The 26738-nt window shown below is 41.4% G+C and carries 24 protein-coding genes and 2 pseudogenes; 19 read left to right on the top strand and 7 right to left on the bottom strand.

Annotation, left to right across the window (positions count from 1 at the left end):
* Window position 1 precedes the first annotated feature (1 nt).
* On the bottom strand, window positions 2-1204 hold the full coding sequence (locus tag C6347_RS11975; protein WP_106037298.1) for a nitrate/nitrite transporter: 1203 nt from the start codon (window positions 1202-1204) through the stop codon (window positions 2-4).
* Window positions 1205-1373: 169 nt separating this feature from the next.
* On the opposite strand from C6347_RS11975, the gene C6347_RS11980 reads away from it, so the two are divergent.
* The 9 genes from C6347_RS11980 to C6347_RS12020 all read left to right on the top strand — a co-directional run bounded on the left by C6347_RS11980 (window position 1374) and on the right by C6347_RS12020 (window position 14073).
* Window positions 1374-3632: an FAD-dependent oxidoreductase gene (locus C6347_RS11980; RefSeq protein WP_106071666.1), complete on the top strand. Its 2259-nt coding sequence runs from the start codon at window positions 1374-1376 to the stop codon at window positions 3630-3632.
* The gene (nasC, locus tag C6347_RS11985; RefSeq protein WP_060596516.1) at window positions 3629-5767 is read left to right on the top strand and encodes an assimilatory nitrate reductase catalytic subunit NasC; all 2139 of its coding nucleotides are present in this window, start codon (window positions 3629-3631) and stop codon (window positions 5765-5767) included. Before C6347_RS11980 ends, nasC begins: the two co-directional genes overlap by 4 nt.
* Before the next feature lie 89 nt (window positions 5768-5856).
* Entirely contained in the window at window positions 5857-8268 is a 2412-nt protein-coding gene (nirB, locus tag C6347_RS11990) for a nitrite reductase large subunit NirB (protein WP_106071667.1), read from the top strand.
* A 23-nt stretch (window positions 8269-8291) separates the two neighbouring features.
* Window positions 8292-8615 (top strand): nitrite reductase small subunit NirD, encoded by a 324-nt coding sequence (gene nirD / locus C6347_RS11995; RefSeq protein WP_034660879.1) that lies wholly within the window; start codon window positions 8292-8294, stop codon window positions 8613-8615.
* Between the two features lie 27 nt (window positions 8616-8642).
* On the top strand, window positions 8643-9386 hold the full coding sequence (locus C6347_RS12000) for a DUF421 domain-containing protein (protein WP_170938391.1): 744 nt from the start codon (window positions 8643-8645) through the stop codon (window positions 9384-9386).
* 82 nt (window positions 9387-9468) lie between these two features.
* A complete protein-coding gene (locus C6347_RS12005) occupies window positions 9469-10449 on the top strand; it encodes a pectinesterase family protein (protein WP_060596514.1) in 981 nt (326 codons plus the stop codon).
* Between the two features lie 127 nt (window positions 10450-10576).
* The gene (gene dacB, locus C6347_RS12010; protein WP_066030797.1) at window positions 10577-12061 is read left to right on the top strand and encodes a D-alanyl-D-alanine carboxypeptidase/D-alanyl-D-alanine endopeptidase; all 1485 of its coding nucleotides are present in this window, start codon (window positions 10577-10579) and stop codon (window positions 12059-12061) included.
* A 19-nt stretch (window positions 12062-12080) separates the two neighbouring features.
* Complete coding sequence (locus C6347_RS12015; protein ID WP_060596512.1) at window positions 12081-13448, top strand: MATE family efflux transporter; 1368 nt, start codon at window positions 12081-12083, stop codon at window positions 13446-13448.
* 64 nt (window positions 13449-13512) lie between these two features.
* Entirely contained in the window at window positions 13513-14073 is a 561-nt protein-coding gene (locus tag C6347_RS12020) for a CatB-related O-acetyltransferase (protein WP_106047900.1), read from the top strand.
* Window positions 14074-14093: 20 nt separating this feature from the next.
* Here C6347_RS12020 and C6347_RS12025 read toward each other — a convergent pair whose 3' ends face one another.
* From C6347_RS12025 to C6347_RS12035, 3 genes and pseudogenes are all read right to left on the bottom strand, one after another.
* Window positions 14094-14534: a BclA C-terminal domain-containing protein gene (locus C6347_RS12025; RefSeq protein ID WP_181185463.1), complete on the bottom strand. Its 441-nt coding sequence runs from the start codon at window positions 14532-14534 to the stop codon at window positions 14094-14096.
* 76 nt (window positions 14535-14610) lie between these two features.
* Window positions 14611-15057: pseudogene (locus tag C6347_RS12030) on the bottom strand (Tn3 family transposase); the annotation flags it as partial.
* A 451-nt stretch (window positions 15058-15508) separates the two neighbouring features.
* On the bottom strand, window positions 15509-16255 hold the full coding sequence (locus C6347_RS12035) for an NADPH-dependent F420 reductase (RefSeq protein ID WP_034660874.1): 747 nt from the start codon (window positions 16253-16255) through the stop codon (window positions 15509-15511).
* Window positions 16256-16476: 221 nt separating this feature from the next.
* On the opposite strand from C6347_RS12035, the gene C6347_RS12040 reads away from it, so the two are divergent.
* The 6 genes and pseudogenes from C6347_RS12040 to C6347_RS19555 all read left to right on the top strand — a co-directional run bounded on the left by C6347_RS12040 (window position 16477) and on the right by C6347_RS19555 (window position 21097).
* Window positions 16477-16836 (top strand): winged helix-turn-helix transcriptional regulator, encoded by a 360-nt coding sequence (locus tag C6347_RS12040; RefSeq protein ID WP_170938387.1) that lies wholly within the window; start codon window positions 16477-16479, stop codon window positions 16834-16836.
* Between the two features lie 414 nt (window positions 16837-17250).
* Entirely contained in the window at window positions 17251-17676 is a 426-nt protein-coding gene (locus tag C6347_RS12045) for a MarR family winged helix-turn-helix transcriptional regulator (RefSeq protein ID WP_034660872.1), read from the top strand.
* Between the two features lie 261 nt (window positions 17677-17937).
* Window positions 17938-19278: an NtaA/DmoA family FMN-dependent monooxygenase gene (locus C6347_RS12050; protein WP_106047897.1), complete on the top strand. Its 1341-nt coding sequence runs from the start codon at window positions 17938-17940 to the stop codon at window positions 19276-19278.
* Window positions 19279-19294: 16 nt separating this feature from the next.
* Window positions 19295-20035, top strand: a complete 741-nt coding sequence (nfsA, locus tag C6347_RS12055) for an oxygen-insensitive NADPH nitroreductase (protein ID WP_060596507.1) — start codon at window positions 19295-19297, stop codon at window positions 20033-20035.
* A gap of 40 nt (window positions 20036-20075) precedes the next feature.
* A pseudogene (locus C6347_RS12060) lies at window positions 20076-20786 on the top strand (MFS transporter); the annotation flags it as partial.
* Window positions 20787-20869: 83 nt separating this feature from the next.
* Window positions 20870-21097 carry a hypothetical protein gene (locus C6347_RS19555; RefSeq protein ID WP_308729465.1) on the top strand — a complete coding sequence of 76 codons (228 nt, stop codon included), beginning with the start codon at window positions 20870-20872 and terminating at the stop codon, window positions 21095-21097.
* 246 nt (window positions 21098-21343) lie between these two features.
* On the opposite strand, the gene C6347_RS19460 is transcribed toward C6347_RS19555, so the two are convergent.
* Window positions 21344-21604 (bottom strand): hypothetical protein, encoded by a 261-nt coding sequence (locus C6347_RS19460; RefSeq protein ID WP_141227720.1) that lies wholly within the window; start codon window positions 21602-21604, stop codon window positions 21344-21346.
* 183 nt (window positions 21605-21787) lie between these two features.
* Here C6347_RS19460 and C6347_RS12065 point away from each other — a divergent pair, with 183 nt between their 5' ends.
* Entirely contained in the window at window positions 21788-22807 is a 1020-nt protein-coding gene (locus C6347_RS12065) for an LLM class flavin-dependent oxidoreductase (protein WP_060596504.1), read from the top strand.
* 38 nt (window positions 22808-22845) lie between these two features.
* On the opposite strand, the gene C6347_RS12070 is transcribed toward C6347_RS12065, so the two are convergent.
* Complete coding sequence (locus C6347_RS12070) at window positions 22846-23466, bottom strand: acetate uptake transporter (RefSeq protein ID WP_060596503.1); 621 nt, start codon at window positions 23464-23466, stop codon at window positions 22846-22848.
* Between the two features lie 142 nt (window positions 23467-23608).
* Between C6347_RS12070 and C6347_RS12075 the strand changes: the two genes are divergently transcribed.
* On the top strand, window positions 23609-24430 hold the full coding sequence (locus C6347_RS12075) for a uroporphyrinogen-III synthase (protein WP_060596502.1): 822 nt from the start codon (window positions 23609-23611) through the stop codon (window positions 24428-24430).
* Between the two features lie 40 nt (window positions 24431-24470).
* On the opposite strand, the gene uptA is transcribed toward C6347_RS12075, so the two are convergent.
* Window positions 24471-25073 (bottom strand): undecaprenyl phosphate transporter UptA, encoded by a 603-nt coding sequence (gene uptA, locus C6347_RS12080; protein ID WP_095285257.1) that lies wholly within the window; start codon window positions 25071-25073, stop codon window positions 24471-24473.
* A 357-nt stretch (window positions 25074-25430) separates the two neighbouring features.
* Between uptA and C6347_RS12090 the strand changes: the two genes are divergently transcribed.
* Window positions 25431-25661, top strand: coding sequence for an excisionase family DNA-binding protein (locus tag C6347_RS12090; RefSeq protein WP_034660863.1), 231 nt, complete (start codon window positions 25431-25433; stop codon window positions 25659-25661).
* 79 nt (window positions 25662-25740) lie between these two features.
* Window positions 25741-26730, top strand: coding sequence for a hypothetical protein (locus C6347_RS12095; protein ID WP_223250437.1), 990 nt, complete (start codon window positions 25741-25743; stop codon window positions 26728-26730).
* Window positions 26731-26738 lie beyond the last annotated feature (8 nt).

Consider the following 26738-nt stretch of genomic DNA (forward strand, 5'->3'; position numbering starts at 1 on the left):
TTTATGATTCAGAAATGGTGTGGTTGATGATGACTTTTTTGCGTTTAAGCTGCGATATGACTAAACAAATAAAGACAACTAGAACAAAAAGAGAAATGGTCAAAAAGCCAAACATATATGAGCCCGTCACTTCTTTTAAACAGCCCAGAATATTAGGTAAAAAGAAGCCGCCAATGCCCCCAGCAGCACCAACAATTCCGGTCACGATCCCAATTTCTTTATGAAATACTTGAGGCACCAGCTGAAAAACTGCGCCATTCCCCATCCCAAGACACATCATCCCGGTAAATAAAAGGGTAATGACCAAAGGTAAAGCTGGAAGACTGCTCACCCCTCCTAAGCAGATGCCGATGACTGCGAATAATCCAAGCAGTACTTTCATTCCACCTATTTTATCCGCAATGAGACCACCGATGGGGCGAAAGAAGCTGCCCGCCGCCACACAAAGAGTCACAAAATCACCTGCATGAATTTTCGAGATACCATATTGATCCACAAAGAAAATACTGAGAAAACTGGAAAGCCCGACAAATCCTCCGAATGTAATCGCATAAAGCAGGCAGAAAAACCATGCCGATTTCACCTGAAATACTGAAAAATACGACCGTAGCGGCTTTGGAGCGGGCTGATTTGGTGCATCTTTTGCTGTGAAAATAAAAAACAAAAAGACAAGACTTAACGGAATCAGGGCGAGCCCCATGACTGCATGCCATCCATAAAACTCGGCAAGACGTGGACCAAATAGTGTGGAGATCAGTGTTCCGCTGTTACCGGCACCTGCAATCCCCATGGCCACGCCTTGTAAATGAGGAGGATACCAGCGGCTTGCCATTGGCAAAGCAACAGCAAAGCTTGCTCCTGCTACTCCTAACAAAATACCAATCAGCACGAGCTCGGAAAGGGTTGTACCAGCGATGAACCCCCAGATGAGCGGGATGGTGGTGAAAAGCATGCCAATTACCGCTGTCTTCTTAGGTCCTATACGATCAGTGAATAAGCCAAGTACAATCCGAAAAAAAGAACCAGATAAAATCGGAATGGCAACAATCATGCCTTTCTCTGCGGTCGATAAAGCAAAGTCTTGCGCAATAAAAGCACCCAGTGCCCCTAATAAGACCCAGATCATAAAGCTCACATCGAAATATAAAAAGGAACTTAGCAATGTCTTAGGGTGACCACTTGATTTTAACTCTGAGAATTTCATAAAATGCCCCCTCTATTTTGAATTTTCTGACTTAAAGATAGCGAGTTATCCCAAGTAATAAAAGTATCATGTTAGAAAAATTGACATGATTACACACTTTTTTACAGGCATGTGCCATAATCTATCCATACAATGTGTTGGGCAAGAAGCTTAGAGAGGTTGATTTCATATGGCAAAACGCAAACTCGTGTTTATCGGAAACGGCATGGCGAGTATGAAATGTATCGAGCAGATGATTCAAAAACAGCCAGAACACTATGCCATAACAGTTATTGGAAAAGAGAAGCGCCTTGCCTACAATCGAATAAAACTTTCATCGATTTTACAAAAAAGCGACTCATTATCTCAAATTGAACTCAAGGAAAAAGAATGGTACACCGCGCATGACATCATCATGTACAAAGGGGAAACAGTCGTCCATATCGATACAAACAAGAAGTGTATCATGACAGAAGCGCGCCGGGAAATTCCCTATGACAAGCTCGTCATCGCAACAGGATCATTGCCGTATTTTCTTCCAATTCAGGGCGTGTCCAAAAAAGGGATTTATGCTTTTCGTACAATTGATGATTATGAGGCCATTTGTGCGGATGCGATGCGTTATCAACGAGCAGCAGTGGTCGGAGGCGGTGTGCTTGGTGTAGAGGTGGCGGCTGGCCTGCAGATTGCGGGACTTGAGACAACCATCATTCATCATGCCGAGTGGCTCATGCAGCGCCAATTAGATGAAACGGCTGCTAGTCTATTACAGCAGCAATTAACGCGCAAGGGCATCCAGGTGAAAACAAATGCCCATACCATTGCATGCTTAGGGGACGAGAGGGTAGAAGGCGTTCTATTGAAAAATGGCGACATCGTGGATGCTGATCTTGTTGTTTTCACAACAGGTATCCGTCCAAACATACAGCTTGCAAAAAATCACGGCATTCATACGCGAAAAGCCATTGTCGTCAATGACATGATGCAAACAAATGTCCAAGATATTTATGCCATTGGGGAATGTGCAGAGCATAAAGGAATGGTGCATGGCCTTGTTCAGCCCATTTATGAACAAGCAAATGCACTTGCCAATCATCTATTAGGCGAGCAAATTACATCTGTACCTCATCCCATTTACTCAACAAAATTAAAAGTACCTGACATGCCTATCTATTCTGCGGGATGTATTGAACTCCATTCCCCGTATACGTCAGTGGTGACATATTTAGATGAAGAGCAAGAAGTGTATAAAAAATTCGTCTTTGAACGCGAGGCACTAACAGGTTTTTTATTAGTTGGAGAGCTGGAGAAAGCCGATCAGCTTTTGCAAGATGTGAAAGTGGGGCGTGATAAAAGTGTCGTCATGAAAGCTCTTCATGAGGAGCAACCATCTCCTCTAGATTCATTAAAAATGGACGATCTCGTCTGCCAATGTCAAAGCGTTACAAAACGGACGATTTTGAACACCATATCCGTCCATCAGCTGACAAGCTTAGAAGAGGTTCAAAAACAAACAGGGGCAGCAACTGGCTGCGGCGGCTGTCAAGAGCTCGTCCGTGCCTGCTGTCAGTTATCATCACATGAACAAATAGATGAGCCGGCCTCTTTTTGTTCATGTACAGAAGCTGATGAGCAGACCATTTTTTCGTTTATCAAAAAGCAACTGCTGCTGAATGTGGAGGAAATCAGAAGACATTTTCATTGGAAAACGGAGAACGGCTGCAGCAACTGCAGGTCTGCCATTCCATACTATCTCGAGCAATTCCAATCACCGATTGAAAAAATCAGCGATGCTGATCAAGAAGACATGTTGCCTCAGCTATACGGAGGGCGTCTTGAACTGGATTTCCTGAAAATCATGACGTCTTTGTTAGAACAAAAACTGATTGATCAGGCAGAGCTGACAGAGCATAAACGAATACGGCTCATCGGCGTGTCAAAACAGGCGGCACAGATCGTCAAAAAACATTGGCCCATCATGGCGAAAGAGAAAAGAAGACTATCTCATGTCCTTACATGTGATTGTAGTCACGATCCAGCTGTCACAGCACTAGTAATGGAGTTTGAAAGACAAGTAGAAGACACACTTTTACCAGCCGTCACCTCTATTCATGTCGCCGGCTCTTCCTGCACGTGTAAACTAGCTCCAATATATGACATTTGTATGAAGAGACAGCTGGGGGAATGGAACATTTATATAGGAGGTGACGTATGTCAGCCGAAGGCCGGCCAGCTTTTTTACACTTTGCCTCAATCAAGTGAGCTGATCCCTTTTTTAAAAGCGCTGCTTGAAGATTATAGAAAAAGTGCATACTTTCAAGAATCCATCGGCGATTGGCTTCTCCGATATGGACTTATTTCTATTCGAGAAAAATTGCTTGATGAGGAAAGAAGAAAAGAGCTCTGTGAACAATTTGACCAAAGCAGACAAAAGGATGTGAAGGTATGAGTCAGTCTTTTTTACGATATGCCCAGCAAATATCAGAACAGGAAGAACGAAAGCGAGTGTATCCATCCCAATGTCCATTTTGCAGTATGCAGTGCAAAATGCAGCTAGTAGAGCAGCATGTGGAAGGACGAACCAGATATCAAACGATTGGCGTACACAATCCAACTACGCACGGGAGACTTTGTATAAAAGGGCAGCATGCACACCAGCACGCACTGCACAAAGAACGTTTGAATCACCCGCTCATCAAAAGAAACGGGCAATTTGTAAAAGCGTCATGGCAGGAGGCACTTAATGAAATCAAAACAAACATGGAATCCCTTCAGATGGCACACGGGCATGATGCCATCAGTGTGTACGGAAGCGCATCTATTACAAATGAGGAGGCGTACTTACTCGGAAAGTTTGCGAGAGTGGCGCTGAAAACGAAATACATCGATTACAACGGGAGACTTTGTATGTCGTCAGCAGCAACTGCGGCGAATCAAACATTCGGACTTGACCGGGGTCTTACGTTTCCTCTCAGTGACATCAAGCATACACGGGTATTGATATTGGTTGGAACGAATATAGCAGAATGTCAGCCAACCTTCATGCCGTACGTCGAAGAGGCGAAAAAAAACGGTGCATTTCTCATCGTCATCGATCCGCGCAAAACACAGACAGCCCAATTAGCCGATGTACATGTCAGCCTGAAACCAGGATCAGATGCTGCACTGGCAAACGGCATCTTGCACATTATGCTTCATGAACATTTAATAGATGAATCATTTATTCGTCTTCGAACGTCAGGGTTCCAAAAATTAAAGGAGCACGTCTCGCGCATGTCCCTCTCAAACATTGCTGAGCAAACCGGTGTGATGATTGAAGTTCTGCAGAAAATAGCAAGGAAATTCGCACAAGAAAAGACAGGCATGATTTTCACAGCAAGAGGCATTGAGCAGCAAATAGACGGGACAGCATCTGTGCGAAATTTCCTGAATATTCTGCTTGTTACTGGGAAGATCGGCCGCGTTGGGTGCGGCTATGGCGCAATAACCGGGCAAGGAAATGGCCAGGGGGCAAGAGAGCATGGACAAAAAGCAGATCAGCTTCCAGGGTATCGAGATATCACAAATTCTGCTCACAGAAAAGAAATAGCTGACATATGGAACATTGATGAAAAAGAACTCCCTGGAAAAGGCGTGTCTGCTTTTGAGATGTTTGAAAAAATGCAGGAAGGAGAGATAAAAGCGCTCTTTTTAATGTGCTCTAACCCCGTTCAGTCAGGCCCGCACGCGCGCTTTATTCAACAAGCCATCAAGAAATTGTCCTTTTTTGTAGCTGTTGATTTATTTATGTCAGAGACAGCTGCGCTGGCAGATGTAATTTTACCTACTTCGTCATATTTAGAGGATGAAGGTACGGTGACAAATGTAGAGGGGCGCGTTACGCTTAGAGAAGCAACCTATCCACTTAAGCATCAAAGAAAACACGATTGGCAAATCATTTGTGATATAGCAGCTGTATTAGGCAAAAGCGGCTATTTCTCCTTTTCATCCGCAGAAGAGATTTTTGAAGAATTAAGAGCCGCAACGAAAGGCGCAAAAGCGGATTACTCAGGCATGACCTATGAAAGACTGAGGAAGGAGCAAGGCATATTATGGCCTTGTACGCATCTAGAAGACCCAGGAACCGAAAGATTATTTGAACATGCATTCTCACATTCTGACAGTTTAGCAAAGTTTGCCGTCGTCACACACGGAAAAAATGTGGCAAAGGAACCAGTCAGTCAAGAATATCCTCTTTATTTAACGACGGGCAGAGTGATGGCTCACTACCAAACGGGCGTTCAAACAAGAAAAAGTACCTCTCTTGTTGCCCGGCAGTTTGAATCTTATGCAGAGCTTCATCCTGACACAGCAAAAACGTATGGACTTCAGCACGGGGAGCTTGTGACCATCCAGTCAAAAAGAGGAAGTGTCATCATGAGATGCCGCATATCAGACACCATTCGAAAAGATACCGTGTTTGTTCCATTTCACTGGAGTAAACATCAATCCATTAATCAATTAATTAGTGAACAACTAGATCCGCACAGTAAAATGCCAGGCTTTAAATATTGTCCTGTAGAGCTGTCAGCCTATGTGAATTAAAAAATATGTGAGAAATCATAACATGTATTTTCCATCTATGTTTAGATGATGGTACTTTCTAAAAATGATCACATGAGGGGTGTTTTATCGTGAAAGAAAAACTCGTATTAGTGGGGAACGGTATGGCTGGCATTCGAAGCCTCGAAAACATTTTAAAAACAGACAGCGAACGATTCGACATGACGGTATTTGGAAGTGAACCGCATCCTAACTATAACCGGATTCTTTTATCGAAGGTGCTTCAAGGAGATACGAAGGTTGAAGATATTACACTAAACGATTGGAATTGGTATCAGGAGCATGATATTCAGTTGTTTACAAATGAGACCATTGTGAAGATCGATACAGATAACCAAACAGTCACCAGTGATCAAGGACGGACCGTGCATTATGACCGATTGATTTTAGCAACAGGGTCACTTCCGTTTATCCTGCCGATTCCAGGGCGTGATAAAAAAGGCGTGACGGCCTTTCGTACATTGCAAGACACAGAGGAAATGGTCAATGCCTCTAGCAGGTACAAAAAAGCAGCAGTCATTGGAGGCGGCCTTCTTGGACTGGAAGCAGCACGCGGCCTACTCAACTTAGGCATGGAAGTGAATGTCATTCACCTCAGCTCTCATTTAATGGAACGCCAGCTAGACCCTATTGCAGGTCAGCTTCTACAAAAAGCATTAGAAGAACAGGGCATGAACTTCCTGTTAGGAAAACAGACAAATGAGATTTTAGGAGATACAAGAGTTGAAGGGTTATCATTTTCAGATGGCACGACACTTGAGACAGACCTAGTCGTCATGGCTGTAGGAATTAAACCAAGTAAAATGCTTGCAGAAATAAGCGGCCTTGAAGTGAACCGAGGTATTATCGTCAATGATTTCATGGAAACGAGTGTCCCAGGCATTTATGCCGTCGGAGAATGTGTAGAACACAGAGGACAAACGTACGGGCTTGTCGCTCCTTTATACGATCAAGCGAATGTGCTTGCTGGGCATGTATGTGACATGAATCCTGTGCCATATGAAGGCTCTGTTCTGTCAACGCAACTGAAAGTATCGGGAGTTGACGTGTTTTCAGCTGGTGACTTTATAGAAAACGATGAGAAAAAAGCGATCAAAATCTTTGACGAACAAAAAGGCATCTATCAAAAACTAGTCTTCCAGCAAAACCGATTAGTAGGTGCCGTCATGTTTGGAGAAACAAGCGATGGACCTCGTCTATTCTCGTATATTAGAGAAGGGGTAGATATGTCGGATATGGAGAAGGTATCTGTCTTAACCTCGAATGATCCGGCGCAAGAAAGCATGATTGAAAGCATGGAAAATGACCATATCGTTTGCGGCTGTAATGGTGTCTCAAAGGGTCAGATTGTGGAAGCCATTCAAAAAGAAGGCTTAACAACGATTCAGGAAGTGAAGCAATGTACAAGTGCCTCACGATCATGTGGAGGCTGCAAGCCCGTTGTCGAAGAGATTCTTTGGCACACGTTGGGCGATGATGCGAACCGAACAGCCCAAAAAGAAACCATCTGCGCCTGCACCACTCGTTCACGAGATGAAGTCATTCATGAAATCAAAGAGAGGGGCCTGCAGCATGTCAAAGAAGTGATGAACGTACTTGACTGGGAGACAGAGGAAGGCTGTTCAAAATGCCGACCTGCCCTGAATTATTATTTAGGCATGCTTCAACCTCTTGAGTACAAAGATGAAAAGAGCTCACGATTTGTGAATGAACGCATGCATGCCAATATTCAAAAAGATGGCACCTATTCGGTTGTTCCGCGGATGTACGGCGGCGTGACAAATGCAAATGACCTGAGAAAAATAGCTGATGTCGTCGACAAATATGAAATACCGCTTGTGAAAATGACTGGCGGCCAGCGTATTGACCTTCTAGGTGTCAAAAAAGAAGATTTACCTAAAGTATGGGCAGACCTGGATATGCCATCTGGTTATGCTTACGGAAAATCTTTAAGAACGGTCAAAACTTGTGTTGGAGAACAATTTTGCCGGTTCGGCACACAGGACTCGATGGCTCTTGGCATTGCACTTGAAAAGAAATTCGAAGGTCTAGCGACACCGCATAAAGTCAAAATGGCTGTCTCTGCTTGCCCTAGAAACTGTGCAGAATCTGGCATTAAAGACCTTGGCATTGTGGGAATTGATGGAGGGTTTGAATTGTACGCCGGCGGAAATGGCGGCACACACTTGCGGGCTGGAGATTTATTGATGAAGGTCAGTACAGCAGAAGAAGTAGAGCAAGTGGCAGCTGCGTACCTTCAATATTACAGAGAAACGGCAAATTATCTAGAAAGAACCTCTGCTTGGGTTGAACGACTTGGATTAGATCATATTCAATCAGTACTCCTAGATGATGAGAAACGAGAAGCCTTAATCCAAAGAATGGACATCGCACTGTCAACGTATGAGGAGCCTTGGCAGGAGCTGCGCGAGAGTCAAAAAGACACGAAACAATTATTTCAAAAAGCGACGGCTTCTGTATAAATCAATTGAAGGGATGAGATCATATGACAGTTTCAGTTGTAAAAGTTCACATTGGCACCCTTTCAGATTTTCCGCTGCAGCTAGGGAAAACAGTCGCAGCCGGTACTCTTGAATTAGCTGTCTTTCAAACCTCTAATAAGCAGTTCAAAGCCATTGAAAACCGCTGCCCTCATAAAGGCGGTGTTCTGGCTGAAGGAATGGTAAGTGGAGACCATGTCTTCTGTCCAATGCATGATTGGAAGATTGATCTTTCGTCAGGGAACGTTCAAGCACCAGATCACGGATGCGTTAAAACGTATGAAACATTGGTCGAGGGGGACGATGTCTTTATTTTATTGCCCTCATAAATAGTTTAGATCCTTCCTTTCATGTATATGCTGTATGTAAATGCAGCAAGAAAGGAAGGAATTTCTGTGCCGTTTTTTAGTATTTTGATTGAACTATTTATCGGGTTTTCCGCCTTATTTTTTATTACAAAATTATTAGGGAAAACACAGTTTGCACAAATCACGCCGTTTGATTTTATTTCTGCACTGATTTTAGGCGAAATGGTCGGAAACGCCATTTTTGACCCAGAAGTCAAGATTCAGCACATTTTGTTTGCTGTTGCAGTGTGGGGCGTTCTCATCTATACAGTTGAATGGTTTTCACAACGCTTTAAAGGTATTCGAGCCTTTTTAGAAGGAAGACCTACGCTTGTCATTGATAAAGGGAACATTCACTACAATCGTTTGAAGAAAAATATGCTTGATCTCAATCAGCTGCAGACACTGATTCGCGCGAAAGGTCATTTTGCCTTGCATGAAATAGAATATGCCATTTTGGAAACAGACGGCTCTGTCAGTGTTCTTCCGAAAATGAAATACGCAACTGCCACAGCAGAAGATGTGAACGTGAAGGGAAAAGAAGTCAAATTGCCTAGAACATTTATTATTGATGGCGAAATTTTAAAAGATGACCTACAAGAAGCTGGCTTTGACGAAACATGGCTGAGTGAGCAATTAAAAAAGCAGCACATTTCTTCTCATCGAGACGTTCTATTTTGTGAATGGATTGAAAATGAAGGGATTTATGCGATAAAATATGAAAAATCTAAAAAACATCCACAACAAAATTAAGTGGGTGTTTTTTTTGTGTGTCATGAATAGGATCAAAAAGAATGTTTGATTGAAAATGTTCACAAAGAGGAGGAGATGTGCGATGAAGTATGGAAAGGTATGGCTTGTATTCGTTTTGTCTTTATTACTATTTGACTCAGCTTCACTTCAAGCAGCCGGTCATCAGAATCAAACAAACCGCGTCCTTGTGGTCGATCATAAGGGAAATGGCACGTTTCGAACCGTTCAGTCTGCCATTGATGCGATTCCAGCGAACAATCAACAGCGCGTAACGATCTATATTAAAAATGGTGTGTATAAAGAAAAGATCCTGCTTCCGCAAAATAAACCGCACGTGTCCTTTATCGGCGAAAACCAGCACAAGACGATTCTGACGTATGATGATACAAATGCAAGAACTGGCAGCACAACAAATAGCTCCAGCACTATGATTCGTTCGAACGACTTTTACGCAGAAAATATCACCTTTCAAAATACAGCTGGCAGACATGCTGGTCAGGCGGTTGCGCTGTATGTGTCTGGCGACCGGGCTGCGTTCAAACAAATACGGGTCTTAGGGTATCAAGATACACTTTATGCAACAGGCTCAGGCCGGCAATATTATGAAAACTGCTATATCGAGGGCACGGTCGATTTTATTTTTGGATCAGCCACAGCTGTGTTTAAAAGAGCTGAAATAAAAAGTCTTGGAAATGGGTATATTACTGCAGCATCCACAACAGAAGCACAAAGGTATGGCTATGTATTCATCGATTCTACGTTGAAAAAGGGGACGGCAGCTGCTCAATCGGTTTATTTAGGACGTCCGTGGAGGCCTCATTCCGCTGTGACATTCCTCTATACAAAAATGGATGAACATATTAAGGCAGAGGGATGGCATAACTGGGATAACCGTGATAACGAAAGAACAGCAAGATATAAAGAATATGGATCGACTGGGACCGGAAGCAATGTAGCAAATCGCGTTAAATGGTCCAACATTTTAACGAAAAACGAAGCAAGTCAAATCACGGTGCAAGCTGTTCTTGGCGGAACCGATGGCTGGAATCCAGAAAAGAGGTAAAGGGCTTGTCAGTTTTCGTCAAAGAAAGCTGACTTTTCTGTTTAAAAAACCTTTGAGAACAAACGTTCTTTTGTGTATAATGAACATATTCTTCTAAAATTGGCTGCGATAAAAAAGGAGGGATTGCGTGAAGCGTTTTTCACAGCTCTTGTTTTTACAAATATGTATCCTGTCGATTTTATTTCTCCCTTTTTCAGCAAAAGATGATCAACTTACAGCTCGTGACGACTCACTGCCGTGGATGACAGCTTTAGATGAATTCATACGAACAGCACCTGATTTAGAGGGCGCGATCTCCGGCGTCAGCGTCCGCAATACTTCTGACTCCTCTCTTCTTTATGAACATCAAGCCGATATTCGTCTTACTCCTGCTTCTAATATGAAACTGCTCACATCAGCCATCGCCCTTGATATACTAGGAGAAACACACACATTCCTGACAGATATCTGGATGGATGGTTCTATTCAAAAGAAAACGTTACATGGCAACCTGTATCTACGCGGTACCGGGGATCCGACTTTATTAGAGGAGGATTTTGCAGCACTTGCCAAACAAGTGAAAAAGGCCGGAATACATACGATTCGCGGACAGCTTGCGGCAGATGACACTTGGTATGATGATACGCGATATTCTATTGATTTGCCTTGGAGTGATGAAGATCAATATTACGGTGCACAAATCTCTGCTCTCACAGCTTCACCGAATCAAGATTATGATGCAGGAACCGTGATTCTCGAAGTAAAACCAGGAAAGAAAGCAGGGCAAAAAGCGACCTATGACATCATCCCGAAGACTTCTGTCCCTCAAGTCATGAATCAAGTAAAAACCGTGCCAGAAGGCGGAAAAAAGAAAATTTCTTTTAAGCGCTCTCACGGCACAAACAAGATTACGTTGACTGGAACCATTCCGGTTAAAGCGAGTTCATCTAGACAATGGGTAGCGTTATGGGAGCCAACCACTTATGCGTTAGATTTAATGAAACGAGCGTTAAAGGCGGAAGGGATTCAAGTAAAAGGACCGCTTAAAACAAAACAAGTTCCTAAAAAAGCCAAGAAAATTGCCACCCATTCATCGATGCCTTTATCAGATCTGCTTGTTCCCATGATGAAACTCAGCAACAATACCCATGCAGAAATGTTGCTAAAGGAACTTGGAAAACAAGTGAAAAGCAAAGGGAGCTTTGAGGATGGACTGGATGTCATGAATGAAAGGCTTCCTGCTTTTGGCATCAATCCTTCGCATGCAGTGCTGCGAGATGGGTCGGGCATATCTCCTATTAACCTTGTTTCTGCCAACCAGTTCACGTTATTTTTGACAAACATTCAAAAGGAAAAATGGTTTAAGACCTATGAACATGCGCTTCCGTTAGCAGGGGCAAGTGAACGAATGGTCGGAGGGACGTTAAGGAACAGATTGAAAGAACCAGCTACACTAGAAAAAGTACGTGCAAAAACAGGTTCATTAACAACGGTTAGCACACTTTCTGGATATATTGACACGAAGAGCGGAAAGACGGTCGCCTTTTCCATTTTATTAAATCATCTTGTTGATGACGAAAAAGGGAAAGAGATAGAAGACCATATTGTCAGCATTTTAGCTGAGAATCTTTAGATAGAGAAGGAGTACCATCATGACGTTAGATAACAATCAATCTTTAGTAAAAACCATGTCCATTTTTCTCGTCCCGCTTTTGCTTAGCAATATTTTGCAATCAATCGGACAGCTTGTATCCATCGTTCTTGTCGGTAGATGGATTGGAGAGGATGCAGTAGCTGCTATTTCTGCATTCTTTCCGCTTTTCTTTTTACTCGTTTCTTTTTCCATTGGAATTGGATCGGGAAGTTCCATCCTTATTGGACAAGCGTATGGCGCGAAAAATGAAAAAAGATTAAAAGAAATTATTGGCACAACGCTTTCATTCACCTTTTTAATCGGACTTTCTTTAGCGATCATTGGAGGTTTATTTGCAACAGACATCCTAAATCTCATGGGAACACCTGCAAATATTGTGGAGGAAAGTGCGGCATATGCCAGAATTCTATTCATCTCAATGCCGATCTTATTTCTTTATTTTGTTTACACGACCTTCCTGCGAGGAACTGGGGATTCAAAAACGCCTTTTTATTTCTTAATGATTAGTACGGCAACGAATATTTTGACGCTGCCCATTTTATTATTTGGCTGGATGGGACTGCCGGCATTTGGTTTATACGGCGCTGCATATGCTTCTGTGATTTCAACCATTGTGACGTTTATTATTCTACATATCTACTTATATAAGACAAAGCACCCGCTTCGCATTGATGCATCAGTGAGAAAGCATTTATTGATGAAAGGGGATCTACTAAAAACATTATTAAAGCTCAGCATTCCATCGAGCATTAATATGATCCTTATTTCTTTATCAGAAATTGCTGTTATTTCTTTTGTCAACGATTATGGATCACAGGCCACAGCTGCCTATGGTGTTGTCAATCAAGTCGTGAGCTATGTGCAGATGCCGGCAGTGAGTCTTGGCATTGCAGTCTCTATCTTTGCAGCACAATTCATCGGTGCAGGGAATATCAACCGCTTGAAAGATGTGATAAAAATCGGGTTAGGGCTCAATTTTGCCATAGGCGGATTCATTATTATCATCGTTTATCTCTTTGCACCACAGATTTTATCTATCTTTTTAACAGATTCTAAGACGATTGACATTGCCTATAGCTTGGTCGTCATTACATTATGGAGCTATCTTATTTTTGGAACGGCCCAAATTGTTGCAGCCACGATGAGAGCAAGTGGAACAGTTTTATGGCCAACAATCTTTAGTATTTGCTCCATTTGGCTTGTAGAAGTACCAGTCGCTTATGTGCTATCGCACTACACATCCCTTGGCATCAAGGGCATATGGATTGGCTATCCTGCGGCTTTCTTTGTGAACTTACTCCTTCAATACGGCTACTATCAGCTCGTATGGAAGAAAAAACAAATTGTAGCGCTTGTTCAGTCATAATGTGAAAGTGTGAAGCAGCATATACATACGAAGATCTATCACTTTTCAGGAGGTCTGATCTTCTATGTTTTTGAATCAAAGAAGTGAACTGAGCTCGCACAATATCGGTGATTTTTCTTATGCCGGACCAGATTTCCAAGTGCTGACATGGGGGGAAGGTGCGACACTAAACATTGGGAAGTTTTGTTCCATCGCAAACGAAGTGAAAATTTTCCTTGGCGGTGAACACCGGACAGATTGGGTCACAACGTATCCGTTTAATCAAATTTTCAAAGAAGCTGCCCACATCAAAGGACATCCCAAATCAAAAGGAGATGTGCAGATAGGACACGACGTATGGATTGGATATGGCGCGACGATTATGTCAGGAGTATGTATAGGGAACGGAGCAGTGATCGGAGCAAATAGTGTCATCACAAAAGATGTGCCGCCATATGCAATTGCTGCAGGAAATCCGCAGCAGTTCATGAAATATCGGTTTTCATCCGAAATGATCGAAAAACTGCAGTTATTAGAATGGTGGAATTTAGAGTTTGCAATCATCCAATCTATTTTTCACCTTTTGCAGTCTCATGATATTGAACATTGTATAAATGTAATAGAAGACATAAAAAAGAAAGGCTGAAAAAGCCTTTCTTTTTTCGTTTAGCTGAGCCGTATAATGGTCAAGGCAGCACCTGCAGCAGCACCCCCGCCAACTAAAACAGCTGTGGCAACAGCCCCAAAAAACTGCAGTGAAATGATGCTTCCAGCTGTTAAATTAACGATTACAGTATTATGGATAAACGAAGTAGAGATAACAGGTGATTGAACAGAACCAGGCACAGTGGTTGCTCCATTTAAAAGCAAACATGTATTAATTAAAAGAGCTGCAGTGGTGTTGACTTGATACGTAATATAATATTTATCAGTTTGCAGAACGGTAAAAACAGTACTTGTGCCGTTTGCTGTAAAACCAGTAATGTTTTGAAAGTTTGGCAAAGGAATATTCGTTCCTCCGGCTACAGTAACAATGGTAGGGCCAGAACTATTAGCAGCATAAAGTGCTGTATCCGTAAAACCACCTGTTCCAGCAACACTAGTGATTCCTGTAACTCCAGTAGGTCCCGTTGATCCGGGGTAGTACCAGCGAAGCTGTCACTACCCGCAATAAGGAATAAAGTTAAATATGCAAAGTATTTTCTTTTTCTGATTGTATTTCTTCGATTGGAATTCTCTCCATCATATCCAATTTAAAGATACCATAAGGATTTACATGGCTATAGATAAGTGGACTTAACGCTCTTAAGTCTTCAGGTGTCATCATATCTTGCCACTGCTTTTCCGATAATACAAATTGAATCATGAGTGTATTAATATACACGAGGCAATTTTGCAATAAATGTAGGGAAAGAACGGCAACCTCCTGGTCTTCCAATCTATTTGTTGAAATTTCTCCACCCTTTCCGTAAAAAATAAAGCTGTTGGCGGAATTCCAATTCTCTACAACATTGAGGCCTTCATTAATTTCTCTCCGAATGTCTTCCGAGCCTATATAATCACACAAGAAAATGGTTTTAATGACTTTTCCCAACTCAGAAAGGGCCTGATAAGTAGGGTCTTTTTTGTTACAGCAATTGCATAACAAACACTACTTTATAAAAAAGTAGTAAAGTTAAAAGCTCCAGTTACTCTTTTCCGCAATCAGGCCATATTGTCGAGGATTGTTTGAATGAATTTCCAGTTTGACTCGTTATGATTGTGACGATCTTTACTTAAACCAAAGGCAGTAAAGTTGAACAAGAATGTAAGTAAGTAATACGGATTAGACCATTACTGTGCAACACTGTCTTCATTTTAGATAACCTTTTGAAAGAATGTTCTTAAACGTGTAGGGCAGGTTAGTAGAAGAGGGATTTAAAACATAATTATAAATAAATTCTGTTTTGAAAGAATTAAGATCCAACTTAACGGACTCTTGAATCTTTCAGAATTTCAATTAGTAGTTATGATTTTTTTAGCAAAATAGGTATATATGGATATACAAAAAGGTACACCTTAACTGAGTGCACCTTTTGTTTTTATAAATTGTATATTTCTCTGTTTATATTCACAATATCCTTATGTGAAAATTCGCCTTCCTTTTTTTCTGCAAAGAGCTCTGCAAACCGTTCCATCACCTTGTCCCGTAGTAAGGGTGCTTTTTCTTTATTTGCCTTTTTCAACGCTTTCGTAAGATCATCTTTTGTTAACTCTGTGCAGTAAGCAGGAGTTCCTGGCTGCTGTCTCCAAGAGTCACTTAAAGAACCACTGTCTACTGCGTCAAAGCCTAACTTGTTTACTACTTCCATGATTTCGTATTTTTGTGTAGGATCATTACCAGCAACTGCCATCGCGATTCGTCCACTAGAATCCTCGGATTTTCCTTCATGTTCTAAAGTGTAGGCTAATAAGTTGTTGAAAGCTTTTATGATAGGTCTGCCTAATTGATTTGAAACCCAAACACTTTCAACCATCCCGTTCTCTATTTCTTCAATTTTACCGTTTCTAAAAGGATAATAATTTGAAGTATCTACAATGATGACTGCCTCACCAACTTGATCGATAGTGTTCCGAATGTTTGGAAGTACATTTATAGGGAGCGATAGTATTAGAACATCAATATTTTTAATGGCATCCTCTACCCGCACAGCTGTTCCAGCAAGTTCTTTTCCTTCTAAATGTTCAATTCCTCGCGCATCTGCAATTTTGACATCATGTCCAATCTTAACCAATTTTTTCGAAATAATTGACCCAATTGGTCCAGCACCTATAATTCCATATCTCATGATTGTTCCTCCTAAAGTATTTGTATATAAAAGAATTATTCAGCTTAAAGTTACACAATCATATGTTTATCAAATTGTAAACATATATTAGATAATAAAAAGTATTGAGTATTTCTGTTACATATACTAGAATAAAATCATTTCTCATCTTTTTAAAGTAGGCAAAAAAAATTGACGTAGTACAGTTTTTTGTACTTAACAGTAGAAAGCGGGTGAAGAAGGTGTCTAGGATATGTAAGGATGGATTTGATAAAGAGTGTATAAAGGAACAAAGAGAATTTTATGGCATTGCTTATACCCAAAATATCCTCTCCGGACGTTGGAAATATGTAATTCTATGGTATTTAAAGACCAAAGAGCGTCGCTATAGTGAAATTAAAGCCTTTTTATGGGATATTTCACAAGGTTCTCTTACAAAGCAACTTCGAGAACTGGAAACGGATGGTTTAATTAATCGCAAAGTTTTTCCAGAGGTTCCTCCTCGTGTTGAGTATTCACTAACCTCAAAAGGGGAAGAATTGATCCCTATTATTGATTTGATGGAAGAGTTCGGGAAGAAGTTTGGGGAGCAGGCAGACTAACCAAGGCCCTCACATTTATTGGTTACAAGTTACCCCTAATTCAAAACTAAATGATTTAAGGCCTAGGCTGTCATTGCGGCAGCTTTTTTGTAATACCAAGCTATTAAGTACAAAAAAATGTACTATGGCAACTTTTATTGCCCTCTTTTAAAAATTGAGAATTTGTTTTATTCTAGTGTCTGTAACAAAATTACTCCATACAACAAGTTGATAGGCAAAACGGTGTAATATACAGAATCCGGACATTTCAGTGTTTAACAGATATGATGCATTGATCCATATCCCTTTGTCGTCCGTTCTAGATAAATTCAGCCTGATAAAATGAGAGTAGTTCTCTTAAGTTAGATGGACAACTAATTTTTAACTATGATATAGTTAGCTTACTAAATACATCGTAGTAATGGGGGTATACCTATGAACGATATAGTTGGATGCGAAATTCGTGAGTCATTAGATAAAATTTCATCCAAAATGCGTCGAGATTATAGCGAAAATCTAAGAGAACTTAATCTTCATGTAGGCCAGGATAGACTACTCGCTCGTTTGTGGTTAGGTGATGGAATAACACAAATGCAACTATGTGAACATTTAAAATGTGAGCCGCCTACGGTAACAAATATGGTTAAATCGTTGGAGCAAAATGGGTTCATATACCGTAAACGTGATGAACAAGATGCAAGGGTTATGCGAATTTACCTAACTGACAGAGGGAAAGAATTAGAGAAACCTGTTGATTTCAAATGGAAGCAGCAACAAGAAAAATTACTCGGTTCAATTTTACCGGAAGAACGCTTAATCTTAAGGGAACTTATGAAGAGAATGGAGAGAAACTTATTCTAAAGTTTTCTCTATGTTGATATTTAGCATGCTAAATAAAATCAGTCTATATCGTTTAGTTACTAAGAAAAAGAAAAAGTTTATAGGAAACCACTGAAGAGGATGCGTCTAGTTGAAACATTGATATCCATACTTGCTAAAATGTTTCAAATTAGTTAGTAAGCTAATTTTGTGTTTTACAAATTTATTGAATCTAATTAGAAAGAGTTTACAGCGGCTTTTTTGTTTACTTGGAGCCTTTTAAAAATAAAGGAGTGAAGATACATGAAAAGAAAAGAAATGCAACTGGCACTACAAATGGTCTCTGGATATGGAGCTGAATTCAACGCTTGGAGAATGCCTGGTACAGACCCAGCAGCCTACACAAATACGGATGGTTATGTGGAGCGAGCTAAATTAGCTGAAAAAGGGAAATTTCAAATGATTTTTATCGCTGATACTCCTGGATTATACAATGACTTAGGTCCTCAGACTCCTATGTTCCCTATGGATCCTATGTTAGCACTAATGGCTGTAGCTAGAGAAACGAAACATATTGGGCTTGTTGCTACCCTATCAACGACATTCAATTATCCATATAACATAGCACGTCAGTTCAAAGCACTGGATGTTATAAGTCATGGACGTGTAGGATGGAATGCTGTCACCACATCAAATCCAGTAGCGGCAGCAAATTTTGGTGCTCAGATTGCCAGTCGCCAAGAACGATATGACATGGCTCATGAATTCATCCAAATTGTTCAAGCATTGTGGGGGAGTTGGGAATCAGACGCTTGGACGTTAGATGTAGAAGGAGGAAAATTTGCCGACATGGACAAAATTCGGCCTATTAATCTTCAAGGGGAATATTATGCATCTCGTGGTCCTTTGCCCATCCCACCCTCTGAGCAAGGTCAGCCAGTTATTTTTCAAGCAGGTGGAGGGGTTGAAGGATTGGAATTGGCGGGAAGATACGCTTCTGGTGTTTATGCAAATCCTTATGATATAGAATCTGCTCGTGAACACAGACAAGCGCTTCGACAAAGTGCTGCCCGTTTTGGCAGAAATCCCGATGACATCAAGATATATACAGGTTTTATGTTTTCCCTAGGCTCAACTGAAGAAGAAGGACTAGAACGACGAAGACAGCTTATGAGTTTTAATCCTGAGGAGATTCCAGGAAGGGTAAGTTACCTTGGTTCAATGGTTGGTTTACGACTATCGGAGAATTCGGTTGATATTGATCAACCTTTATCAGCTGACTTGTTGAAAAAGGCATATGCCAATCCAATGGATCCACGGTCCCACAGAGCTTTAGAGCTGCTGAAAAGAGGGATCTCCATTCGTGATGTTCTTGCTCATGGGGTTATTAACTATCATCCAGTAGTTGCAGGTACCCCCGTACAAGTTGCTGACTTCTTGGAAGAATGGTTTTTGGCTGGTGCATGTGACGGCTTCTCGGTTGTTCCGGATATAGCCTATGATGGAGTTGCTGATTTTGTGGAACTGGTTGTCCCAATTTTGCAGGACCGCGGTTTATTCCACAGGGAATATGAAGGGAAAACACTGCGCGAGAATATGGGAGTTCCTTACCAATACGGAAGGCTGAAAGAGAACAATAATTAATAGAGGAGAGGTTCAAATGAATAATACCCTTGAATTGCTTCATAATCATACATCCATTCGTTCTTTCACTAATCAACCACTGACAGAGGGACAACGAGATGCAATCTTTAAGGCAGCTAATCAAACTTCATCATTCAGTCTACTACAAGTGGTTTCTATCATTAGAATTACAGATCCAGAATTACGAAAAAAAGTGATGCAGCTCTCTGTAAATCAACCTTATATTGAAGAAGCAGCAGAATTTTGGATTTTTTGTGCAGATTTTAACAGGAATCATGAAATTGCACCCAAGGTTGACCTTGACTATATTGAATACCTATTAATAGGTACATTCGATGCTGGGTTAATGGCTCAAAATGCTTTAACTGCGGCGGAATCAATGGGACTCGGTGGTGTTTATATCGGTGGAGTAAGAGCTAATATCTCAGAATTAACCGAGGTATTAAATTTACCAAAGTATGTGATTCCGTTAGTGGGGCTATGCATAGGACATCCTGCTGGAGAGAAGCCTGGACTAAAACCACGTTTGCCTCAATCGATGGTCATGTTTGATAATCAGTATCAACCACTAGATGAAGAAAAATTAACAACTTATGACCAACAGATGCGTGAATATTACCAAAATCGTCCGGTTAAAGCGCCTTTCACAGTTAAGAAAGTAAAGGGATGGAAAGATCACATCGAGGATCATCTTGAAAGAAGTAGACTCCCTTTTATGCTTGAGTATTTAAACAAACAAGGATTTGCTAAAAAATAATCTGATATTAATTAAAAATAGATTTATGAGGATATATAAAATGAAGAATCAATACAATACGCGGGCCATCTTGACAGCGTTACTTATCTGCGGTGCTGTTGGCATGTTTAACGAAACCTCTCTAAATATAGCATTGACTAATTTAATAGAAGTGTTCCAAATTTCGCCTGCAACCGCACAGTGGTTAACAACCAGTTTTATGCCCTCTTGGTATTTTAATGCCAGTGAGTGGGTTGCTGTTGCAGACGTTTTCCACAAGGAAGCTGTTCATAGGTTTGGTCATGAGTTTAATCGTAGGTACATTGATTGCGGCACTGGCATTCAATTTTGAAATGTTGATGTTCGCCCGAGTTTTACAGGCGGTTGGCATGGGATTGTTGCTTCCACTCATATTTAATACCGTTCTTGTTATATATCCACTGGAAAAGCGGGGGGCGGCGATGGGATTGGTCTCTCTGGTTATCATGGTCGCACCAGCGTCTGACCGACTATAGGCGGTCTATTAATAGAATATTTAACATGGCATTACATCTTTTGGATCTCCCTGCCACTTTTGGTCATAGGGTTATTGATAGGGCTTAAGTATTTGAAAAACATTACCGATGTCACTAAGCCTCGGATTGATCTACTATCTGTTGGATTCGGAGGAGTTGTCTTTGGCTTCAGTAAGGCCGGCGAAGGATCTGAAGGTTGGAGTAGCATGGTTGTGATCACATCAATCGTCATTGGGCTCGTCGCGTTGGTATTATTCATAAAACAGGACGGGGGTATGTGTGTTGGAGGTATTTAACTTAAGCAACTTATTATTACCTTGATATTTCCTTATTGCGGGTGGTGTCAGCTTCGCTGGTACTACCCCGATCCGGTGATTCCAGTAGCCCTGGTAGTCCAGTAGGCCCAGTAGCACCGGTGATTCCCGTTTCACCAGTAGGTCCAGCAGCACCTGTGCTACCTGTTGAACCTGTAGCACAGGTGCTGCCAAAAGCGTATAATCCGGTGACGTATCTGGCGTACCTAAAGGTGGAGCAGAGTCCACAATATACGTACCACCTTCATAAGTGACCACTTGACCCACTGAATATGTTGATGCTATTGCAGGATCATATGCTTTAGCACCACTTAATTCTATCCCTGTAGGGCCAGTCGGACCAGTTTCCACAGAAGCTGCCAAAAGTGTATAGTCGGGGGAGAGCCCAGGTATTCCTGATGGAGCATCTACATTGGCTATATAAATACTGCCATTAAACGTGACAACTTGACCCGCCTCGTAATCTTGTGATTGTGAGGGGTTAAAAGGGAGGGTGCCGGTTAATCCGCCAGCAGGTCCAGTTGGTCCGGTTGGCCCAGCGGGACCTGCTGGGCCTCTTCGTCCAACCCTTTGAATTGTTTTTGATTGTTTTTCTCCTTTTTCACAGGGGGATTCCCTCGAGACCTGTTTTGTTTTGAATGTTCTTGATTGATAAATGGACAGTCTCTTCTTTGAGGACGGTCATGACGTGATCTTTTGTAATGAGGCTGCTCATGATATTTACCGCAAAAGGGACATTTGTGATCGAATTGATTGTACAAATTGCCCATCTCCTAAAATTGATATTTCATTCTATGTGCAAATTTTCAAATTTGAAGTAAAACCTAGAAACTCATCATTTCGAAAATCATCGAATCAAATCATTTAAATGTTTCATGATTTTATGTTATGGTGTTGAAAGTATATAACTAGTATGATTTTTGACAGAAATGGGGACATCATTTATGAGTCAATCAGTTTTACAGCGCACAGCTTATTCCGTTTTAAATTTATCCTCTGTGACAGAAGGAGGCACCATTAAGGAGTCTTTTGAACATAGTATGGATTTAGCAAAAAAGGCGGAGAAGTGGGGTTATCATAGATACTGGCTAGCAGAACACCATAATATGGAAGGTGTTGCGAGCTCTGCAACGTCCGTTTTAATTGGATATATTGCTGGGGGAACCGAAAAAATTCGAGTAGGATCTGGCGGGATTATGCTGCCAAACCACTCTTCACTTGTCATTGCCGAACAATTTGGGACACTTGAGACATTATATCCGGGGAGAATTGATTTAGGTCTTGGAAGAGCACCAGGGACAGATCAGTTAACGGCAAGAGCTCTCAGACGTAACCTTCATAACGGAGAAGATTTCCCTGAGCAGCTAGAAGAACTTCGGCAATATTTTAAACCAACCGGACAGGTCAAAAAACATGTAAGAGCCGTTCCAGGAGAGGGTCTAGACATTCCGATTTGGCTGCTTGGTTCAAGCGGTTTTAGCGCAAGACTTGCAGGAGAGCTTGGATTGCCATTTGCCTTTGCGGCACATTTTTCACCTAAAAATACAATTCCTGCTTTAGAGTTGTATAGACAGTCATTTAGACCTTCTGATGTGTTAAAAGAGCCTTATGCCATGGTGGGTGTGACAGTTTTTGCTGCAGATCAAACAGAGCGAGCTGAATATTTGGCGACCTCTCATTATCAGCGGTTTTTGAGTCTCATTCGAAATACTCCAGGAAAACTCAAAGCGCCTGTTGACAGTATGGACGGCCTTTGGAGTCCGTATGAAAAAGCGATGGTGGATGAACAATTAAGTTCGACAATGATCGGGGATAAAGAAAAGGTGAAAAAAGAATTGGAAGCCTTTATTGAAGCCACTCAAGCAGACGAAGTGATGATTAATTCGGATATGTTTGACCATCAAGAAAGAATGCGCTCGTATGAAATCATCGGAGAGATCTTCCAAGAGGCACAAGAAAAATAAACATGAAAAAAGAACTGCACAAAGCAGTTCTTTTTTATTTATGCTTTTGTAAAAATACGAAATGGTTGTCCAATTGGCAGCACAGTACGGCCAAAATGAGTATTGAGCACAACTGCTGCTGAACCATAAAACGAAAGCAGGGAAATGATCAATTCTGCGATACCTGCAATGGTATGAGTCACATCGTACATCACACCAAACGAGCTAAGGGAAAGACCAAGGAATAAGAAATCAATAAAGACGAAAATCAAAAATAATACTTTATGTGTTTCCATTGCACCAATCGTCATAAACAAGCTGAAAATCAAATAACCGATAAACGCAAAACCTAGTTGTTTTGGATCTGCTGCTCCCGCAAGCGTTTTCCCAAAAACGCCGGCTTGAATGAGCCAAGTCGTTCCAACGCCCATCCAAAAAAGACCGAATGCGCCAAAGGCAGTGGCTCCAAAAATATTATGATGCTTTGAATCTTGTATGGACGCGATTAGCTGCGCGATGCCTCCAAGGAAGATAGCCCAAGGTAAAATAAGGGAAGTGCCATCTGTAATTCCTAGTTTTTGTGAGGACGCAACGAGCGTCACCATTGCTAAACCAAACAAACCAAGTGGTGTTGGGTCTGCAATTGATAATCGAATAGCTTGAACATTCTGTTTTTCCATAATGACCTCCTACAATTTGCACTTACAAAAGATACTCGAATTAGACCGAAACGTCAAGCTCTTTTTTAGTAGACACTTGCAACGTCTTCCAAATAAATCTATATTTAATACATATCAAATGTGATAGAAAAAGAGGGATAAAATGAGTAAAGGCTTAGCTGGAAAAACGATTGCCATTTGTGGAACGAGAAAAACAGAAGAAATGCGTACACTTGTCGAAAAGCAAGGAGGACAAGCCGTTATTCGTTCTCTTCAAGGAACTGTATTTTTAGCCAAAGAGGAGTTAAAGCCAGGCATTGAAACCTTTGTGAAGCAAGGTGCGGATTGGGTGATTTTCACAACAGGCATCGGGACAGACACATTGATTGAGAGTGCAGAAGAGCTTCATCTGGGGGAAGCATTTATGCACATTCTATCAAATGCGCATATTGCTTCAAGAGGGTATAAAACCTTTGCAGCACTCAAAAAACGCGGAATTCAGCCAGACGTATCTGATGAAGATGGAACGGTTCGTGACATGATCTCAAAGCTTGAAGACAAGGAGTTTCATGGCAAACGCGTCATGGTGCAGCTTCACGGGGAAAACGCTCCGGCTCTCATCCAGTTTTTACATGACAAAGGGGCTGATGTTTTGCCGCTTTTACCTTATCAGCACACACCTCCTGAACCAGAGGCCGCAGAAACATTGCTTCAAGAAATGAAAGATGATAAAGTCCATGCCGTCTGTTTTACAACCGCTGTTCAGGTTCACGCCTTTTTCACACTAGCGGCAAAATGGGGCAGAAAACAAGAACTCCAAGAGCTATTCGAGCAGCACGTACTGGCAGTGGCCGTCGGAAAAGTCACAGCTGAAGCTTTAAAAGAAGAGGGAATAGACAGAATTCTAGCTCCGTCACTTGAGAGAATGGGTGCAATGATTATGGAATTATCCCAATATATGAAAAAACAATCATCACATTCATAGAAAAAACGCCTTTCACCCGATCAGTGGAAGGCGTTTTTCATTAGATTGTCCGTTTTCGGTTCGTACGAATTTTTTTGAGGACGAAATAGAGAACGATCAGGACGATCGCAATGGCCATAATAGGGGTTGTATAAGCGTGAGCAACACTTTGAATGTGATCCCACTTTGTCCCAAGCTGCATACCGAGATAGATAAATAAGATCGACCAAGGGATGGCAGCTAATCCTGTCAAGAGGACAAATTTCAAAAAAGGCATTTTGGCAATACCTGCTGGAATGGAGATGGCGTGGCGGACAACAGGAATAAAGCGCGCTGTAAACACCACACCGGTTCCATATCGGTCAAACCAGCGCTCTGCAGTTGCGATATGGTGTTCATGGATGAATAAGTATTTTCCGTACTTTGTTAAAAAAGGTCTTCCGCCATAAAGACCGATCCAGTATATAAAACACTGTGCGAGCGTACCTCCGATGACGCCAGCGATAACAGCTCCAACAAAACCGATTGTTCCTGTTGACACCATATATCCGCCATAAGCAAGAACAATTTCGCTCGGAATGATTTCAATCATCAGACCTAGTGCTACACCTACATAACCAAGGCTTGTCAGCCAGGTTAAAATTTCATTGAACAAGGTTCCCATTCATTTCACTCTGCCTTTAAATACGAATTTTCTTCAAGCATCCTTATAAAAGCCTATGCTTGTTTTGCTTTTCTCATGAGTATGCTTTCCGCTTACCTCCCACGGCTAAACCGAAAGACGCCTCATGAATGCCTGGCTTTTCCACCAAGTCTGTGACGATAAACTCTCGTCTAGCAAACTTTATCATACCATATTTGCTTGTACCTAGACGATCTACTTGCTGAACACTTGTTATGTGAAGAACTATCATGATGTCAGTGGTCAAATCAGTAAAGAAAATATGAACAGGCTGCATCCGTTTTTTTCAACAGATCATGATATAATTTGTTAGATGAAACGAACGGGTGGTGCACAAACATGTATTTAACAATCGCAGAAACAGCTGAATACTTAGAAGTAGCTGAAGCGTATATTGAGAAATTAATCCAGCAAAAAAAGATCCGCTATGTATTTGACGGCGAATCCTATCTGATTTATCAAGGACAGTTTCAAACGCATATGAAGCAGCTTGAACAATACAAAGAGCTCGTCCAAGAGATTTTAAATGAACCGATTCCTGAAGATCCAGATGTAAAGGACGAAGATTAGAAAACATTGTTCTTTTCACATGATTCAATGATGACAAATATAAAAGATCATACATATGCAATAAAAGGAAGTGAATGGAGTGGAAAAAGCCGCTTTATGTGAAGCCTGTCAAAAAAACGCAATGAATGTAGTAGAGAATTCTGATGAGCCGAAACAGCCTTATCAATTATGTCATCCGTGTCACAAGAGACTACTCAACTATTCATTACGACCTATTGAATGGTATAACTTAGCCGTTCTCCATTCTCCTAAACAATTTTTACTGCACGATGACTTTTATGGAGAGGACGGACAGGCTTTCCAATTAGAGGATGATGTCATCGTCACCAAAGAAGATAAAGCACCCACATTACAAGACGTTCGGCAAGATTTGGCGTCTTTATTAGACTTTTCAATCACTAGGTGGTTTCTTGAGGGTGATGTCATCGATGCTCTGAAACAGCACGATGAGAAAAAGATCTTAGACTCTGTTCAAAGTCGGTTTGATGAAACTCGGCATGTCGAAGTGAAATCACGAATGATAGAAATCGCGGCTGATGTTTTAGGTACATCTGCCGCTGGGTGGGTTAGGGAACTTTTGGATCAGGCTGACGAAGAATTTCTTTATCCACTTTCCTGGGCAGCAGCCAGCAGCCTGCCAGAAGATGAGGGTTTACAACATGTGATAGAGAAATTGAAATCGATCAGTGAAAAAGAATTGCCGACAGCTGCTTTTATCTGCCTGTACCGTTTCCGTTCTTACAAAATCATGGATTGGATGGAGTCTGCCTGTACCCAATTTCACGATCATTGGGGAAGGCTGGCAGCCGTAAGCTGTCCAACCTGGGATAGAATGAAAACATGGCTCGACAAAGGAAGACCTTTCAGCTTAATTGCACTGGATACAATGGCAAACTGCGCTAAAGGGAATAGACCAGTCCTTGTGGAACAATGTTCACCTAAAATCCTTAGAACAGATAAAAATGAAGTAGAGAACACTTTAAATGACTATCTTCAAAAAGATCGCGTGCCACGAGTCAAAATGAAAGTGTCTAAAATAATGAATAACAAAGAAGACATTTTCGAATAATTTTTCAC

The sequence above is a fragment of the Bacillus sp. NMTD17 genome (assembly GCF_002998735.1).
In the GTDB taxonomy this organism is placed as follows: Bacteria; Bacillota; Bacilli; order Bacillales; family Bacillaceae; genus Bacillus.